Origin of the sequence: Exiguobacterium sp. s102 (assembly GCF_018618635.1) — a bacterium.
Taxonomy (GTDB): domain Bacteria; phylum Bacillota; class Bacilli; order Exiguobacteriales; family Exiguobacteriaceae; genus Exiguobacterium_A; species Exiguobacterium_A oxidotolerans.
Map to the genome: position 1 here is coordinate 1 of NZ_JACSML010000006.1, position 16,739 is coordinate 16,739.

At 48.5% G+C, this 16,739-nt stretch carries 17 protein-coding genes; 8 read left to right on the plus strand and 9 right to left on the minus strand.

The genetic code is table 11. The annotated features are described in order from the left end of the window. On the plus strand, positions 1–909 hold a 909-nt coding region (locus KNQ02_RS12875; RefSeq protein ID WP_214808788.1), incomplete at its 5' end, for a copper amine oxidase. 231 nt (positions 910–1,140) lie between these two features. On the opposite strand, the gene KNQ02_RS12880 is transcribed toward KNQ02_RS12875, so the two are convergent. After that, positions 1,141–1,725: a DedA family protein gene (locus tag KNQ02_RS12880; protein WP_088836134.1), complete on the minus strand. Its 585-nt coding sequence runs from the start codon at positions 1,723–1,725 to the stop codon at positions 1,141–1,143. 304 nt (positions 1,726–2,029) lie between these two features. Here KNQ02_RS12880 and KNQ02_RS12885 point away from each other — a divergent pair, with 304 nt between their 5' ends. Together KNQ02_RS12885 and KNQ02_RS12890 are read left to right on the plus strand one after the other, a co-directional pair. Beyond that, positions 2,030–3,241, plus strand: coding sequence for a dicarboxylate/amino acid:cation symporter (locus KNQ02_RS12885; RefSeq protein ID WP_088836133.1), 1,212 nt, complete (start codon positions 2,030–2,032; stop codon positions 3,239–3,241). 144 nt (positions 3,242–3,385) lie between these two features. Then, on the plus strand, positions 3,386–4,180 hold the full coding sequence (locus tag KNQ02_RS12890; RefSeq protein ID WP_088836132.1) for an NUDIX domain-containing protein: 795 nt from the start codon (positions 3,386–3,388) through the stop codon (positions 4,178–4,180). Positions 4,181–4,539: 359 nt separating this feature from the next. Here KNQ02_RS12890 and KNQ02_RS12895 read toward each other — a convergent pair whose 3' ends face one another. Beyond that, positions 4,540–5,391 carry a VOC family protein gene (locus tag KNQ02_RS12895; protein WP_088836131.1) on the minus strand — a complete coding sequence of 284 codons (852 nt, stop codon included), beginning with the start codon at positions 5,389–5,391 and terminating at the stop codon, positions 4,540–4,542. A 121-nt stretch (positions 5,392–5,512) separates the two neighbouring features. Between KNQ02_RS12895 and KNQ02_RS12900 the strand changes: the two genes are divergently transcribed. Both KNQ02_RS12900 and KNQ02_RS12905 read left to right on the plus strand, forming a co-directional pair. After that, the gene (locus KNQ02_RS12900; protein ID WP_214808791.1) at positions 5,513–5,869 is read left to right on the plus strand and encodes a winged helix-turn-helix transcriptional regulator; all 357 of its coding nucleotides are present in this window, start codon (positions 5,513–5,515) and stop codon (positions 5,867–5,869) included. 172 nt (positions 5,870–6,041) lie between these two features. Further along, positions 6,042–6,815: a nucleotidyltransferase domain-containing protein gene (locus KNQ02_RS12905; protein ID WP_214767724.1), complete on the plus strand. Its 774-nt coding sequence runs from the start codon at positions 6,042–6,044 to the stop codon at positions 6,813–6,815. 153 nt (positions 6,816–6,968) lie between these two features. Here KNQ02_RS12905 and KNQ02_RS12910 read toward each other — a convergent pair whose 3' ends face one another. Together KNQ02_RS12910 and KNQ02_RS12915 are read right to left on the minus strand one after the other, a co-directional pair. Further along, positions 6,969–7,898 (minus strand): NADP-dependent oxidoreductase, encoded by a 930-nt coding sequence (locus tag KNQ02_RS12910; protein ID WP_088836128.1) that lies wholly within the window; start codon positions 7,896–7,898, stop codon positions 6,969–6,971. 104 nt (positions 7,899–8,002) lie between these two features. Then, complete coding sequence (locus KNQ02_RS12915; protein WP_251132090.1) at positions 8,003–9,499, minus strand: methyl-accepting chemotaxis protein; 1,497 nt, start codon at positions 9,497–9,499, stop codon at positions 8,003–8,005. A 124-nt stretch (positions 9,500–9,623) separates the two neighbouring features. On the opposite strand from KNQ02_RS12915, the gene crcB (KNQ02_RS12920) reads away from it, so the two are divergent. Both crcB (KNQ02_RS12920) and crcB (KNQ02_RS12925) read left to right on the plus strand, forming a co-directional pair. After that, positions 9,624–10,028 (plus strand): fluoride efflux transporter CrcB, encoded by a 405-nt coding sequence (gene crcB, locus KNQ02_RS12920; RefSeq protein ID WP_088836126.1) that lies wholly within the window; start codon positions 9,624–9,626, stop codon positions 10,026–10,028. Further along, positions 10,025–10,384 carry a fluoride efflux transporter CrcB gene (crcB, locus tag KNQ02_RS12925; RefSeq protein WP_088836125.1) on the plus strand — a complete coding sequence of 120 codons (360 nt, stop codon included), beginning with the start codon at positions 10,025–10,027 and terminating at the stop codon, positions 10,382–10,384. The genes crcB (KNQ02_RS12920) and crcB (KNQ02_RS12925) overlap by 4 nt, the downstream gene beginning before the upstream one ends. A gap of 59 nt (positions 10,385–10,443) precedes the next feature. On the opposite strand, the gene KNQ02_RS12930 is transcribed toward crcB (KNQ02_RS12925), so the two are convergent. The 3 genes from KNQ02_RS12930 to KNQ02_RS12940 form a co-directional block, all read right to left on the minus strand. Then, complete coding sequence (locus tag KNQ02_RS12930) at positions 10,444–11,298, minus strand: DegV family protein (protein ID WP_088836124.1); 855 nt, start codon at positions 11,296–11,298, stop codon at positions 10,444–10,446. A gap of 70 nt (positions 11,299–11,368) precedes the next feature. After that, positions 11,369–12,397, minus strand: a complete 1,029-nt coding sequence (locus KNQ02_RS12935) for an aldose epimerase family protein (protein WP_088836123.1) — start codon at positions 12,395–12,397, stop codon at positions 11,369–11,371. A gap of 179 nt (positions 12,398–12,576) precedes the next feature. Then, positions 12,577–14,271 (minus strand): LytS/YhcK type 5TM receptor domain-containing protein, encoded by a 1,695-nt coding sequence (locus KNQ02_RS12940; protein ID WP_214808793.1) that lies wholly within the window; start codon positions 14,269–14,271, stop codon positions 12,577–12,579. Positions 14,272–14,610: 339 nt separating this feature from the next. Between KNQ02_RS12940 and KNQ02_RS15740 the strand changes: the two genes are divergently transcribed. Beyond that, on the plus strand, positions 14,611–14,733 hold the full coding sequence (locus KNQ02_RS15740; RefSeq protein ID WP_256441655.1) for a hypothetical protein: 123 nt from the start codon (positions 14,611–14,613) through the stop codon (positions 14,731–14,733). A 148-nt stretch (positions 14,734–14,881) separates the two neighbouring features. Here the strand turns inward: KNQ02_RS15740 and KNQ02_RS12945 are convergent, their stop codons facing one another. Continuing rightward, complete coding sequence (locus KNQ02_RS12945; RefSeq protein ID WP_088836121.1) at positions 14,882–16,195, minus strand: hemolysin family protein; 1,314 nt, start codon at positions 16,193–16,195, stop codon at positions 14,882–14,884. Positions 16,196–16,231: 36 nt separating this feature from the next. Further along, on the minus strand, positions 16,232–16,630 hold the full coding sequence (locus KNQ02_RS12950) for a MerR family transcriptional regulator (protein WP_088836120.1): 399 nt from the start codon (positions 16,628–16,630) through the stop codon (positions 16,232–16,234). Positions 16,631–16,739 lie beyond the last annotated feature (109 nt).

The window sequence follows — 16,739 nt, forward strand, 5'->3', positions numbered from 1 at the left end:
GCTGCGACAGAAGGCGAACTTCCGAAGGAAGCAGCTGAAGAAGTCCTTCGTGCTCACGAAGCGGACGTCTATAAAACATTCCAAGAGTATGCAGCAGGCGACTATGAAGGATCGTACAACACGTTCCGTGAAGGATACAGCCGCATGTATGACATCTCGAAAGCTCTCTCAGTCGCGATCACAACACAGATGCCTGAGAAGTTCGATAACTCGAAAGCTGATACGAAAGCGGCTGACCTCCGGTCAACACTCAACAGCCTTGCTGCTGAACACGTCGCTCTTGCGAACCTCAGTATGACGGCAGGTGTCGATCAAGCGAAAGACTACGATGCTGCAAACTGGGCGGAAGACATGCACACAGCTGACTTCAAAGCCGCAATCAAATCAATTTACGGTGAAGCCGGTGCAGATCAGTTCGAGCAAGCTTGGACGAAAAATCACATCGAAGCACAAGCAAACCTCGTCACAGCAGCCATTAACGATGACAAAAAAATGATGGCTGACGCTCAAGACATGCTTAAAATGTTCTCGAACGACTTCGGTGCGTTCCTCGGAGCAGCAACGGAAGAAAACCTTCCGACGAAAGCAGCACAAGAAGCGGTCGCTGGCCATGAAACATATGTCCAAGACACGTTCATGCAGTACACGGAAGGCGACTACAAAGGATCAGTCGACACGTTCCGCGAGTCATATGCTTACATGTATGGTGTCGGTGAAAACCTCGGTAACGCGATCGTCATGCAATCTCCTGAGAAATTCATGGACGGTACACCAGGTTCAATGCCGAACACAGGTAACGGCGGCATGAGCGACACAAGCAACAACGCAACAACAGGTGCACTCGCACTCTTCGGTCTTGCACTCGGTGCAGCTGGAATCGTCGTGGCACGCAAACGTCAAAACGCGTAAGTTCACTTAATCAACTTTATTCAAACGAAAGACACGTTCCGCATCGGCGAACGTGTCTTTCAGCGTTTAGACAAACGCTTATGAAGAGTGAACATGCGATATCGAGATGCAATTCGTTCGCGCTGCCCTGTCTCGCTCGAGGAAAGCAACGAAAAAAGACGCTTGATCTCCCGATAGCACTTTGTCTATCGTGTTTTAAGTTATTAGGAGAGTGCTCCCCCATGTTCTTGTTCACTCAGCGATTGCTTCTTCTTTCTCGAGGCGGTGTCGCCGTCTCGCATGTACGATGGAGGCACCCGCAATGATTAATATGACGGCAAGGATAATAAAAATCATACTCGGATTCGTCATAATCCATTCCCAAAGCTCCGACCATGTCACGGCTTGACCAATCCGAACGATGACAAATGTCCAAAGACCCGTATATAAACCGGCGGCTAAAAACGTCATCCCGAGGTATCGTGGAAGTGGGTATGCAAGCAATCCTGCAACATAATGGATGGGATGACGTACCCCTGGTAAAAAGAACGAGAGCCCGATCGCCCACAAACCACGACGATCTAAAATCTCTTCTGCCCGTGTCAAAAACTTTACTTTCATGAATTTCTTGATGAGTGGAATTTCACGGAAGAAACGGGCGAGTAAATAAAACCACGCGAAGGAAATGAAAAAAATTGGCCACGCAGCGAGCCATATGAGGACCGGATGTACCCCTTCTTTGATTCGTAACGCTGTATATCCCATCATCAAAACATCATCCGATAGCGGAGTAAACATGATTCCTCCGGCCAGGCGGACGAGTGCCATGATATCCATTAGTTCATCACTTCCTTTTTTCTCTATACAGAGAGTATGCCTGATTTTGACGTTTTTGAGTAATCTTTGTTCACAAAGTATTTTGAACGGAAAACTATTTTTTACCTTTTAATTTTTTCGTAAGTTGATGCAGACACGCACTGTAAAGTGGCTGTACTAAAGCGTTGAAGCGTTTATTGCATAAAATCATGCAACCGATTTCTATATTTCGAATAATCAGAATGATTAAAACGCTGTAGTAATGCCATTTTAGATGTGCGAAAATAGCTTCAATTCAGTTAGACAATTTCATTATTAAGAAAGGATGATTGGTTTGAAGTTTAAAATTGGTCTGCTCGGTCGTATTGTCATCGCCATCGTATTTGGAATTATAGTGGGTAGCCTCGTCACCGAACGCTTCGATTGGATCGTCCGTTCTTTCGTCACATTCAATGGGATTTTTGGTCAGTTCTTATCATTCGCTATACCCTTAATCATCCTTGGTTTCATCATTCCGGGTATCGGTGAACTTGGAAAAGGCGCTGGAAAGCTTGTCGGAATCACAGCTCTCATCGCTTATCTCTCGACAGTCGTCGCCGGTTTACTCGCATATGGTACAGCAGTCAACTTGTTCCCGCGCATGCTCAGTGGTTCATTTGCAAACATGGAGAATCCGGAAGAAGCACTTTTAAAAGGCTTCATGGAAGTTGAAATTCCCCCTGTCTTCGGCGTCATGACCGCTCTTGTCATGGCCTTCGTCTTCGGAATCGGAATCGCAGCAACTAGAAGCGAACGTCTGCTTGAACTCTCGATTGATTTCCGTAGTATCATCGAACTGATTATCGGCAAAGTCATCATTCCATTACTTCCGTTTCACATCGCAGGAATTTTCATGAACATGACATATGCCGGTCAAGTCGCAGAAATTCTTTCTGTGTTCGCACTCGTTTTCGTCGTCATCCTCGTTCTTCATTTCGTGATGATCACATTACAATATACGATTGCCGGTATCGCCAATAAACAGAATCCGTTCCGTCTTTTGAAAACAATGATGCCTGCCTACTTCACAGCCATCGGGACACAATCTTCCGCAGCGACAATTCCTGTCACGCTACGGCAGACAAAAGCAAATGATACCGATGAAGAAGTCGCAAACTTCGTTGTTCCGCTTTGTGCGACCATCCACCTTGCGGGTTCGACGATCACGTTGACGTCAATCGTCATCGCGATTCTTTACTTGAACAACATGCCGGTCACGTTCGGTGCGATTTTCCCATTCATTCTCGCCCTCGGTGTGACGATGATTGCAGCACCAGGCGTTCCCGGTGGTGCCGTCATGGCCGCAACCGGCTTGTTCGTCTCCATGCTCGGCTTTGACCAGACCATGGTTAGCCTCGCGATTGCACTCTATATCGCACAAGACAGTTTCGGTACAGCAGCAAACGTCACAGGGGACGGTGCGATCGCGAAAATGGTCCACGCCATCAAACGCCATACATCAATCCTTGATGACAAAAAAGAACGAGATATCGCTTAATCCCAAAAACGGCTTCGCTCTCCGCGAAGTCGTTTTTTTGTTGTGCTCGATTCGTTTGAAAAAGAAGGGAATCCGCTTACGATAAGAGAAGTGTAATAAAGAACCTGAACGTATATCTGCTTGTATGATAGAGGAGGAATTTTCATGTTACATCGCCGGAAGACCTATACGATTCGCCCGGAACGACTACAGGAATTTACCGAGTTCTTTCACACCTATCTCTTTCCCCTACAAATCAGTCACGGTGCCCGTCTCGTCGGTCGCTGGGTGACGGAATCGGAAGATGAAGTCATCGCCATTTGGGAATATCGCGATCGGGAGCACTATGAGCAAGTCGACCGTGATGTCCGCAACAGCGCCTTACGCAGGGAAGCGATGAAGAAACGCGCCCGCCTCGGGAAAAACCTCTACATCAAATCGACGGAAGATTTCATGACGGCGACAGGTGTCTACACACCACCCCGTGCAATCGTCAGCGTCACTGCCTACATCACGAACGATGCTGGTGAAGTCTTGCTTGTCCGCAACCTCCATCGTGGCGACACGTATGAGCTACCGGGCGGACAAGTCGAAAACAATGAATCGATTCTCGATGCCGTCAAACGTGAAGTCAAAGAAGAAGCCGGTGTTGACGTCACGATCGACGGCATTACCGGCATCTATCAAAATATATCAAGTCACATCATCTGCGTCGCCTTCCGCGGGACGTACGTCAGCGGTGAATTGCAAGCACAAGAAGGCGAGACGACGGACGTCGGCTTCTTCCCTGTCACGCGTGAGAACGTCGACACCTATATCAAACGTGAGCATTTCCAAATCCGTGCACTCGATGCGATGAATCCCGTTTACCTGCCGCATGCCCTCTATACCGTCCGACCGTATGAACTCGTCAGTCGTTACGATGGCAATGCCCCGTCTGCTTTATCCGGACAAAATTAACTGACAAAAATGGACCCTCTCCAATGAGAAGGTCCATTTAAGCGTGTAGACAAATTCTTATGAAGCGTGTACATGCGATATCGAGGAGCAATCCGTTCGCGCTACCCTGTCTGCATGACTAGATTTCTGTCACGATATTACTTGAAAAGCGTCACGTTTCGTTGACTCCTGCGGAAAAAAGTGCGTTCTTAACGCACTTTCAGAGGCAGGCAAGACCCTGCTCGTTGTCCGTGAGGATCAAGGAGCAACGGCTTGCGCCTCGCCCGAGGAAAGCAACGAAAACAGACGCTTATCTCCCGATGGCACTTTGTCTATAGCCTGAAATGGACCCTCTCTGTGATGAGAAGGTTCATTTTTCATTATTTCGTAACCAGTCGTGCCGTAATGCCGGCATCATCCGTGACGTACACCGCGTCTTCCGTCCGCTCTACTCGGTAGAGCGAAGCATCGATCGCAGCAACCGCTTTTTCTAACACGGATGCACTTGGATAAACGAGCGTCCAATAATCCAGTCCGACGGCGTCGCCCGGTGCCTTTGGCGCGTCCGCTCCTGCCCACAGGTTCATCCCGATGTGGTGATGATAACCACCCGCTGCAACAAATAAGGCTTTCATCCGTGACGCATCGGTCGCCACTTCAAAACCAAGCGTGTCGACATAAAAGGCGCGTCCGGCTTCGAGTGATTTGACATGGAAATGGACATGACCCATGACCGTATCTGCCGGCATTCCGTACCAGTCTTCTTCGCCTGCCTCAACGAGCATGCTTTGCCAATCGACGGGGTCTGTCGTCATCTTGACGTCCCCGTTCGCCTCATAAGACCATGTCTCCCGTGGACGATCGGCATAAATCTCAATCCCGTTCCCGTCCGGATCGGATAGATAAAACGCTTCACTGACGAGATGGTCGCCTTGACCAAGATCAACGTCATTTGAAATCAAGTTGCGGATGACGAAACCAAGTTCTTTTCGACTTGGCAATAAAATCGCGAAATGATACAGTCCCGCGACTGAATTGGGTGCGAGACGTCGTGCATCTTTCTGCTCCTCCAGCACGACGAGTGGTGTCATTTTCGCACCAAGCGTCGCCGTGTTCCCTGTCTGTTCGAGTACCGTTAGTCCGAGCAGGTCACGGTAAAATGAAATCGATTGGTCTAAATCCGTAATCCGTAAGCTGACCGGTCCGAGCGTAATCTCTGAATGGATTGTCATATTGTTATTCCTCCTGTACGTTCACTTCATAGGTTCATTATCCCCCGGAAGCAACGTGAACGGAAGTAGGCACAAAAAAGTGGTATAGTTTCTAAAAAGATACTACGAAGGAGGAACGATGATGCAAGAGACACCCATCTGTCGCGTCGAGACTGCACTCGAGATTTTGACGGGAAAATGGAAACCGTCGATTTTGCTCGAGCTCATTACTCACGGGACACTCCGCTTCAGTGAATTAAAACGACATCTACCGAACATCACCCAAAAGATGTTGACGGCTCAACTACGTGAACTTGAGCTAAATGATATCGTACACCGTGAAATCTACCAAGTCGTTCCACCCCGCGTCGAGTACTCCTTGACGGATTACGGGCGGACACTCATGCCAATCCTCAATGTGATGAACCATTGGGGCGAACAGCATGCCATGCATATGGAACAAAAAGAACAAGAACAACATACAGCTTCTTTACGCTAAGGGTTTGAAACAGCTGATGATTTAAAGGGATGGCTTTTGAGTCAGGCCCTTTTTGTGTTGTTGATTTTTCTCTGCTCACTCGCTTTAGGAAATCAGTAAAAATGATAATGGAATAATCTCCCTTATTTCACGTATACTGAAGAAATAGACTGCTTGAAGGAGTGACTTACTTATGCACCAGCTATATGCCATCGAACAACTTACAGATCGGCTCAAACAGGATCCGACCGTTGAAGCGATTTTTTTGAAAGGCTCATTCGGTCGCGGCGAGGAAGATTTTCATTCCGACCTCGACCTCTACTGCCTCGTCGCAGAAGGGACTGTTTCGGAGTTCCTGCCTCGTCGTCTGGCGCACCTTGAAGCGTACCGGCCCGTCATTTGGCACGATGACATTTTCATCGTCGCCCCACAAATGATTGCGGTCTATGATGACTTGTTACATGTCGACCTATTTACCGTCACGACCACTTCGTTAAATCAAAAAGATGCCATCCGCGTCCTGTATGATCCAAAAAATCAGTTAGCACCGTTTATCGAAGAAACGTCTCTGACCCTGTCGCAGCAGGAATTCGAAGACGAGGCAATCGATGCCGTCTGGTTCTACTTCCAGTATCAAAAAGCCGCCGCGCGCGGCAACGGCTTATGGGCGGTCGAAATGTTACGCAGTGCGTTGACGAAGTTCGCAAAAGTCCTGTTGCACCACTATCTGCCGGAGCGGGCGCAGCTCGGACTAAAGACGATTTCAGATTACTTACCGGACGACCAGCGTGTCCCGTTCGAGGCCGTTTATGACGTCCTCGTCCCGGCGACGTATCAAGAAGCAGGACGCCGCTATATTGCGTTACTCGAGCAGGAACGCTCTTTTTTGCAGATGACATTACAGAATCAACCGGAGACACTCGTGTTACTCGACCGTCTCCTCCGCTCAGCGTCTGTTTCCCGTTGAACAAGTCGTCGCTTTTGTCGAATATTACTTAACCTACAAACAAAACTCCCTTCGGATATTGAAGGGAGTTTTGTTTGCTGTTCCGGTTATCCTAACGTAAGGTGACGTTTAGAAAACGCCCTGACTCAAAGTTCGAGTCAAGACGTTCCCGCGTCATTTCACTTTAATGACAATTTTACCTTTCGCATGCCCTTCTTCTCCGTAATCATGGGCTTGTTTCGTATCCTCAAGATCAAAGATCCGGTCGACGACGGGTTTCAGTTCACCTTTTTCGACGGCTTCCGCAATTTTTTTCATCCGTTCGCCTGTCGGCTGCATGAAGACATATTCGACGCGTGCCTTCGCCTGTTTTGCTTCCTCTTCGTTCGGCGGCGTTGAAATCGAGACGAGCATTCCATTTTCTTTAAGCATTTTGTATAGTTTGCCCTGTCCGTCTCCCCCCATCGTATCGAAAACGAAATCAAGGTCACGCACGGTTTCTGCCGGATCTTGTTGTTTATAATCGATGACTTCGTCGGCTCCGAGTTCACTGACCCAATCGACGTTCGGGGTGCTCGTTGATGTGACGACATACAAGCCGTGTGCTTTCGCGAGCTGGATTGCGACCGTCCCGACGCCACCTGAACCGGCACCGATGAAAATCCGGTCACCCGGTTTCGCATCCATCACTTCGAACATGACTTGCCATGCCGTATGCGCGACGAGTGGCAATGATGCGGCCTCCTCGAAGCTCAGGGAGGCTGGCTTTTTGACGACGAGATGGGCATCGACCGCAACATACTCGGCATATGTGCCTTGACGGGCAATATCCGGGCGGCTGAAGACTTCATCTCCGACCTTCAAATCGGTCACGTTTGCTCCGACTTCTTTGATGACACCCGATACATCCCAGCCGATGACGAGCGGCATGTCGTAACTGAGCATCTCTTTTAAGTACCCTTCACGCAGTTTCCAGTCAACCGGATTGACACTCGCTGCATGAACTTCAATCAATACGTCATCTGCACCAATTGTCGGTTGCTCAATCTCTCCTACTTTGAACTCATCCGACCCACCATATTGTTCGATATACGCTGCTTTCATCTCATCGTCCTCCTTTAATTTGTTCATTCACCTTTACTATCTTCCCATTCTGCTTATTCCACAAACGAAAAAGCACACCGCGTGTAGGGCGATGTGCTTACTCATTAACCTTCTTTTGTCGTTTCGCGGAGCGTCGATGCCGTTGCGTTCAACGCATGAATCGCGTGCTGCAAGTCACGAATCTGTTCGACTTGCGACCGGGTCAGACCTGATAATTGATCACTGCTCGTCAATAACAAATCCATGAAGGCATCCAGCTGTTCTGTCGCCTGCGTGATATCCGTCAAACTACTCGTAATCGTTGCGAATTGCTGACGGGCGCCACTAATCGCTTGGACCGAATCGGATGAGTCTGATGCGATCGTCTGCAAGGCTTGCTGACTCCGCTGCATCCGTTCCTCTTGCTCACGGAGTAACGTCGTGCTCGCATTGATCGCACTTCCCGTATTCGTCACGTCACGTTCAACCCGTTCGATGATTTGATTGATTTCTTTTGATGCCTCTGCCGTTTGTGACGACAGGTTGCGAATTTCCTGTGCGACGACGGTGAACCCTTTTCCGAATTCCCCTGCCCGTGCAGCTTCGATTGAAGCATTTAAGCTCAGCAAATTCGTCTGCGTCGCGATTGCGTTGATGCTCGACGTGATCGTCACGATTTCTTGGAATCGTCCTGCGAGCTGACCGAATGATGTCACGGACTCACCCATGCTGACCGTCAATTGTTGGAGTGACTCGCCCGCTTCACTGATTGTCTCTTGACTGTTCTCGGCTGTGAGTTTTGAAGAAGAACTCCGCTCGAGAGCGCGATCGACGGCTAGTGTGACGTCAGCAATCGATTGGACGTTACTCTCATTCATTTGCCGAATTTGACGGACGGATGTCGCATTTTTCGCTGAGTTTGCCGCAAGCATCTTCATCGCGTCATCGATTTTTTCGAATGAGGCTTTTGCCGTATCGACTGTTTCACTCATATCTTCCGTGAACGTCGTCACGTCTATCGCTGTTGCCGCGGATTGGGCAAGCGTCGTCCGAGAGACTTCTGCATACGTTTCCGCTTTTTCCTGTTGACGCTGAACTTCCGTCATGACATTGCGACCGAACACAGCAACAAAGACGGCTGCTGCAAAAATCATCAAGTAAATGACAAGCGCAACGATCAAGTCGAACAGATTCGTAAACTCAACCGTTCCGATGCTTGTAAACATGACAAGTTCGAGCAGACCGAGTACTCCCGCCATCACGACAATCCGGGGAATCAAGTAGACAATCGACATGACGAGATACAGATAGGCAATCGTCCAAATGCTCTGCGTCGGCAAAGTGACGAGGACGAGCGCCAGGACCAAATAGGTCAATGTGATTTGAATGTACTTCCCAATCGGGTGCTGCCCGAAAAATTGATTCCCGGCCAGTAATGCTATCGTCAAGATGATACCACCGATCAAAAATTGATAAAAAGCTCGCATCGAGACATAATCCATCTGGGCAAAAATGAAAATCAACGGATGGGCGACTGTAATTAACGTTGGGATGAGGCGGGACAATATTTTAGTACTGAGCTGTTCGAGCGGTGACACCATCTGCAAAACTCCTTCTCTCATTCGTATACTCATCTATCGGTTTCAATGCGTGAGAGTTTTAGTGATTTGCCTATTTTACCCACTTGACGCCTTGATTCTGAACAGCGTATGTTGAAAATATGCTATAGGTAGAGGATGGGTGACAATGCTGTATGTTTTAGTCGGCTTCGCCGGTGTACTCGGTGCCTCGGCACGGTACGGTCTTAGTCTAACAATCGGTCAACTGGCGACAGGGACGTTTCCCGTCGCAACGGTCTGTATTAATCTTCTCGGCTGTTTCGTTTTAGGGTATGCAACACATTTTTTATTCCGTACAAATTTACTTCATCAATATGCGATGACGGCGCTCGGAACAGGCTTCATCGGCTCGTTCACGACATTCTCGACGTTTAGCGTCGAAGCGGTCACGTTACTGCGGACCGGTCTATATGGCTTCGCCGCACTTTATGTCCTTCTTAGTCTATTCGGCGGATTATTTTGTTCGTACCTCGGTTACGCGCTCGGGACGCGCCGGCTCCGGCAGTTCGCGGCAAGGAGGGACAACACATGACACTGCTCGCACTCGGAATCGGTGCTTTTTTCGGTGCCATCAGTCGTTTTGCACTCAGCCAATGGGCGAAGACGTTTTGGACACGCGACTTCCCGCTCGCGACATTCATCGGTAATGTCAGCGGTTCTTTTTTACTCGGTCTCGTCATCGGTCTTCATCTCGATTCGACGTGGACGTTGTTTCTCGGGACGGGATTTCTCGGTTCGTTTACGACCTTTTCGACCTTTAAGCTCGAGACGCTCCAACTGCTCCAACATGAAAATAGACGGACACTCGCTCTTTACCTCGGGACAAGTTATGTCCTTGGCATCAGTGCAGCTTTTCTTGGTATCGTCTGTGCACTCGCAACAAACTAAAAAGCAGGTCTGCCTCGTCCGCTGAGCGGAGAAGGACAGACCTGCTTTATTTTTTTCATTTAATCATTCAACCAGAAAAGGCCGACTGTTTCTGCTCCGGCATGTGTTCCAATCGCTGGACCGAACGTCCCTTCAAGAATCGTCAATTCCGGAAACTTCGCTGCGACACTGCTCCGCAGATCGGCTGCCATGTCTGGCGCAAGCGTCGTCGCGACATAAATCCGGTTCTTATAGAATGTCTTCTGACGCATCGCATTTTCGATTTGTTTAATCATTTCGATATATGCTTTTTTAAGTGAACGTGCCTTTTTGAACGGAACGATTTTCCCCGCTTCGTCCGTCGTGATGATTGGCTTGATGTTGAGTAAGTTCGCGAGGAATAAATCTCCTGACGAAACCCGCCCACCGCGGCGCATCGTCTCCATGTTCCCGACGATCATATAAAAATGCGTCCGTTTCGATAAGTTCGTCAAAGCTGCTGTAATCTCTTCGACAGTCTTTCCTTGTGCTTCAAGATCCATCCCGTAACGAATGAACTCTTGTTGGTTTTCAAACGCAGTATGCGAATCGATGATATGGACTGGGAAACTTGCCGCTTCTGCAGCTGATGCAGAACTTTGGACCGTACTTGATAATCCATTCGTACAGTGCACAGCAATCGCACAATCATATCCTTCTTCTTTTAGGCGTTCATACGTACCGACGAACTCGCCGAAGATTGGTTGTGATGTCTTTGCGACCAACTTCTTGTCCGCATCAAGTGCGCGGAACAAACGCTCGACAGTGATCGTGTCTTCGTTGTAGGCAGTATCCCCGAGCAAGATTTGAATCGGTACGACATTGACGCCGATTGCGTCTGCCTCTTCCTTTTTGAAATAGGCCATACTATCGGTCACCCATGCTATTTTAGTCATTTTCTTATGCCTCCGTTAGATTCTTCTCGCTTTATCCTACCACATACGAACTTAATATTCGCGAGAAACATCACTGTATTCGGCTAAATTGGAAGGTCGTCCGCTTTTGATACCGATCGCCCGCGCGTAAGACGACGGATGGGAAATCAGGTTGATTGATGGCGTCCGGCAGTCCTTGTGTCTCAAAACAGATGCCAAGGTAAGGCGTCGCGCGACGACCGGCAATCGTAAAGTCTCCCCCTAAATGGTTGCCCGTATAGACAACGACACCCGGTTGTTCTGTCACGACACGTAACGTCCGACCACTGACCGGTTCTTCGAGGACGATTTCGCCCCCCTCTTTCAGAAGGAAGGGATGATCGACTCCGCTTCCGACCTGACGGAGCGCTTCGTCAGGAGCATGCGTCACTTCGTATAACGGCCGCGCTGTCCGAAAATCAAAAACGGTTTCATGAACGGATAAAATTTCACCCGTCGGTAACGCGTCTTGATCGAGCGGGACATAGAATGGCGCATCCATCCGCAATCGGTGTTGCTCCACTGTCGTCTTCGCGTCTCCTGTTAAATTGAAATACGTATGGTTCGTCGGACTAAACGGTGTTGAAGCCGTCGTCGTCGCATCATACGTCAACGTCAATGCATCCTCATCCGTCCACTCGACCGTCAATCGCACATCGAGCTGTCCCGGATATCCATTCTCTCCATCCGGACTGACAAGTGACAAGTGAAGCAAATCGCCTTCAATCTCATGATCAAAAAAGCGATTCGACCAGTTGACACTCCCTCCATGTAAATGATGATCTCCTTCGTTTTGTTCGAGTAGGTAGTTCATCCCTTCGAGCGCGAATGCCCCATTGGCGATTCGTCCCCCGACACGACCAATCGTCGCACCTAAATGATGGGGATCATCTAAGTATTGGTCGAGCTCGTCAAATGCGAGAACGACATTCTCAATCTTCCCCTGCTTATCAGGTACACGAATCGCCGTGATTTTACCGCCGAGGTTCAACAGGTCGACACTGTGTCCCAATCGATTCATCAATGTAAAAGCGATGATCGGTCGTTCGCCGGATCGTCCGACTTCTTTTTTTGTAATCATCCGCTTCTTCCTCCTATATCTTATCGTTGCCTGCTTTCATTTTTACCCACCTTCTCCTAAAAAAAAACAATCCTCTTGTTGAAACGCTTCCCCGCCTAAAAAAACCGGACTCGACACCTGTCGAATCCGATTTTCACTTCAAGACGATTCCTGCTGATGCAGTCATATTGAGTTCTGAGTCAACCTTCCTCAACTACCGGTAGCGGCAAGGTTAGCACGACACGCGTTCCTTGGTTGAGACGAGAGTGAATCGTACACGTCGCGGCTTCTCCATACTTGATATCGAGCGTCCGTCGTAGTAAAAACAACGTGCTCGTCTCCGTCAAAGCATCTTCTTCGAGCCGTCGTTTCACATCTGGTCCGATTCCGACGCCGTTATCGCTGACTTCTAAGACAAGATCGTTCTCCTGACGAAAAGCACGTACGTTAATTTGTGAACGACGACCGACTTTCGAAAATGCATGCCGTAACGCATTGTCGACTAACTTCGTTAACAGGAATGGCATGATGAGCGTCTCCTCAATCGCCGTCTCGACATCTAAATCAATCGTGATATCCGCATGGGTCAACTGATTTTGACGTCGCCTTGTCCCTTCGAGAGCGAGATAGGCTTTTAAAGTCGTGATTTCGTCACGAAGTGGATGATCTTCGACCCAGCGTGCTGCCGTCAATAGTTGGAGCAAAGAGCCTAGCTGTTGTTTGACCGGCGTCCCCGGATCAGCCGTCTGATGGATTTCGTCCACGATTCCCCGTAAATAATTCGGATGGAGGAACGGTTTCATTTTAGGGAGCGAGCGTTTTTCGAGTTGCTCTTCTCGATACGTCACGAGCTCACGCGCAAACAGCTGAACGAGTTGTTCCGTCGTCTGTTCAATCGTGTCATCAAACAAATGACTCGGAAAATAACATACGATACCGGCCTTGTCTCCATCCATCTGTAAGGGATGAAACGATAGAATTTGGTTTGTCGTCCGGTCTTCGACTTGTAACGGAACCGCTTCTTCAATCCAACGTTGTACATTCGGTTGAAATCTGCCGCCGTACACAGGTGTTTCCCCCGCTTCAATATCGACGAGCACTTTTGCAGGTCCAAGTAAGACGACACGGTCAATTTTAGTTTCTTCCAAAATGGTCGTGCCAATCTGACAGGCGACGTCTGCTGTCATGCCTTCTTTTCGAAGTGGACGGATGACAGCCAACAATCGAGAGGAACGGGCACTTTCGCGAACAAACAATTCCTTTTCGAATCGGAGTTGCGTCCGTAAGATGACGATGAAGACGATAATCCCGATCGTGTTTGCAAACAGCATCGGGAAGACCGCCTGACTCGCAATCACGATGAGTTCCGACGGATCATCCGCGAGCAAGATGGCCAATCCTAAATCAAGGATAACCATACTCATGACGAGAGCAATCGGTTGTAATAATGTATATTTATCTTTCAAGCGCCAGCGACGACTGTAGAGACCACTGAGAGTACCGGCAGCGACGGCGATGAACCATCCTGTCTCTGCTCCCATCGAACCGAGCAAAAAACGATGAAACCCAACAAGGAGACCCGTCAGTCCACCGACGAAGGGACCACCGAGCAGTCCACTCGTGACGATAATCGTTAGACGCGTATCAATCAATAATTGATCATCGGTCACTGCAAGTCCAAGCAACGGATCAATCGTTTGATTCGAGGAGACGGCAACTCCGGCATAGTTCATCAAAATACCCGAGACGACGAATATGCTGAGCAAGGCGAGTCGACGCGAGCGACTCGTCGATGTTTTAAAGACGTGCCGTGACGTTCGCCACTGCGACAATAAAAATGCTAGCAACGCCAGCATACCAAGCCGGCTGAGTAAAAACGGGATTAAGTCTAACACAAGGTTCCTCCCTCTAGTGAACGACACGATGAATTCTCTTTTTAGTAGTATTCAAGCCGACACGACGATTTCCCTACTTCCCGATCCGTTATTCACACACTGATATGATTTCTGAAAAATTGATTCCCGCAGCAACAAAAAAATCCCCTTGGTGATTTCAAGAGGATTTTAGTGTATAGACAAAACAAAATTGGAAAATAAAAGCGTCTTCCTTTTTCGTTGCTTTCCTCGGGCGAGGCGCAAGCCGTTGCTCCTTGGTCCTAGCGGACAACGAGCAGGGTCTTGCCTGCCTCTGACAGTGCGTGTTCAACGCACTTTTCCCGTAGGAGTCAACGAAACGTGGCGCTTTTCAGGGAATACCGTAAGGGGAATCCAGGCATGCAGATGGTTTGGGGCGCAATCCGTCTCGAATCGCTTTTAAAGCGAAAAGCAATCGGTCGCGACCCTGCAGCTTTGCTGTAGCGGCGCGGAAGATTGCCGCTTTGAAGACGAGGCGAGACAGGAAAGCGCGAACGGGTTAATTCCCGATATAGGATATTCACTCTTCATAAGAGTTTGTATATAGTCTAAAATCCCCTTGATTGGCTCAAGAGGATTTTGCATGTTGTTCTTATTCTGCTTTTTCGAGCGGGTGCAACCACAGTTTGATTTGATTGATTTGATAGTTCTCCATTTCCATCACTTCGACAGAGAACGTCTCTGTATCGATATGTTCGCCTGGCTGCAGATCGATGTTGTGCATCTGAATCCAGCCACCGATCGTATCGACATCTTCATCGTTCGTAAACCGCAGACCGAAACGTTCTTCCAAATCTTCTAGTAAGACCGTTCCTGCGACGAGATATTCGTTGTTCGGCAACTCTTGAATTTCTTCGACTTCATCCGTATCAAATTCGTCACGGATTTCACCGACGATTTCTTCAAGTAAATCTTCCATCGAGACGATTCCCGCCGTACCGCCATATTCGTCTACGACGAGGACGATATGTGAACGGGTTTCTTTCATTTTTCGTAACGTATCCTGAAGCGACGTCGATTCTGAGACGACCGGTAAATCCTTCAAGTAATGTGTGACCGGATATTCATGTCCGTTCGCGAAATCTGTCAAGACTTCTTTGACGTTGATATAGCCAAGAATACGGTCTTTATCATTTTCTTCCGTTACCGGGTAACGGGTAAACGGATTGTCCATGAAAATTTCCATCAGCTCCGCTTTTGAGAGACGCTCTGAGATCGTCGCCATCCGCATCCGCGGGACCATCAAATCTTTGACGACGTGCTCGTCAAAAGCAAAAACATTTTGCATCAAGGCAAGTTCCGTTTGGTTGATTTCACCACTTTGGAAGCTCTGTGCCATGATGATTTTCAACTCATCTTCTGAGTGGGCTTGTTCGTGTCCAGCAGGTTTCACACCGAAAAGTCCAAGGAACAGACGTGCCGATCCATTGAGTAACCAAATGAACGGGTACATGATTTTTCCGAAAATGAACAAGGGACGTGCGAAAATCAAAGTCATTTTTTCCGCATACTGGATGGCAAGCGTTTTTGGCGCAAGCTCCCCGATGACGACGTGTAAAAATGTCACGGAAATGAAGGCGATTCCGAACGATAAGAGTGTCGAGACGGCAGCCGAGACGCCGAATTCGTCAAAGACAGGATGGAGAATCTTTTCGACGGTCGGCTCTCCGAGCGCCCCGAGTCCAAGTGCTGTCACCGTGATCCCAAGCTGACAGGCAGACAAGTAATAATCGAGATCACCGGCGATTTTTTTAGCAAGAATCGCACTCTTATTGCCTTCTTGAATCATTTGGTCGAGACGCGACATCCGAACCTTAACGACCGCAAACTCTGACCCGACGAAAAACGCTGTTAACACAATCAACAACACCACTAAAAATAAATTGATGAAAAGTATAGTATCCAAAATCCCCTAAAAAGGGGTCACCTCCAGTTATTAGTTTTACAGCTGGGCGATCAACGATGCAATCAAGGTGAGGCGACGCGATAACTCAAGACGAATCTCTTGTTTTTCGAACTCTGTCGATTCGAGCAGACGTCGCTCTAACCCTTTGACCGTATCTTGAAGCTGCTGTACTTCTTGATAAATGACATCTCCCGTTTTTTCTTCCCGTTCCGTAAATGAAGCAAGAATCTCTTGTAAGGAAAGCCGCTGTGTCTTTAAATATTCAATCTTTTGGACTTGATGGACGACATCTTCCGGATACAACCGGTAACCTGCCGCCGTTCGTTCTGACGTTAAGAGACCGAGCGACGTGTAATAGTCAATCGTCCGTTTTGATAAGCCGGTGGTCTCCGCGACCTGACCGATTTTAAGTAGCGCCTTCCCAAAGATTCTCACCCCCTTTCACAGCAATTTGTATTTTTATCATAGCATGTCAAAACCGTACAGTACAACGTTGTGCTTGCTTTGAAACATGTATTCACAAAAAAAGACCACTCGCCGGTCT

Coding starts and splice junctions, on each gene's coding strand:
- crcB (WP_088836125.1), top strand. CDS start 10,025: ATGACACTGCTCGCACTCGGAATCGGTGCTTTTTTCGGTGCCATCAGT.
- crcB (WP_088836126.1), top strand. CDS start 9,624: ATGCTGTATGTTTTAGTCGGCTTCGCCGGTGTACTCGGTGCCTCGGCA.
- KNQ02_RS12905 (WP_214767724.1), top strand. CDS start 6,042: ATGCACCAGCTATATGCCATCGAACAACTTACAGATCGGCTCAAACAG.
- KNQ02_RS12880 (WP_088836134.1), bottom strand. CDS start 1,725: ATGGATATCATGGCACTCGTCCGCCTGGCCGGAGGAATCATGTTTACT.
- KNQ02_RS12895 (WP_088836131.1), bottom strand. CDS start 5,391: ATGACAATCCATTCAGAGATTACGCTCGGACCGGTCAGCTTACGGATT.
- KNQ02_RS12915 (WP_251132090.1), bottom strand. CDS start 9,499: ATGAGAGAAGGAGTTTTGCAGATGGTGTCACCGCTCGAACAGCTCAGT.
- KNQ02_RS12885 (WP_088836133.1), top strand. CDS start 2,030: ATGATTGGTTTGAAGTTTAAAATTGGTCTGCTCGGTCGTATTGTCATC.
- KNQ02_RS12935 (WP_088836123.1), bottom strand. CDS start 12,397: ATGATTACAAAAAAAGAAGTCGGACGATCCGGCGAACGACCGATCATC.
- KNQ02_RS12890 (WP_088836132.1), top strand. CDS start 3,386: ATGTTACATCGCCGGAAGACCTATACGATTCGCCCGGAACGACTACAG.
- KNQ02_RS12930 (WP_088836124.1), bottom strand. CDS start 11,298: ATGACTAAAATAGCATGGGTGACCGATAGTATGGCCTATTTCAAAAAG.
- KNQ02_RS12910 (WP_088836128.1), bottom strand. CDS start 7,898: ATGAAAGCAGCGTATATCGAACAATATGGTGGGTCGGATGAGTTCAAA.
- KNQ02_RS12900 (WP_214808791.1), top strand. CDS start 5,513: ATGCAAGAGACACCCATCTGTCGCGTCGAGACTGCACTCGAGATTTTG.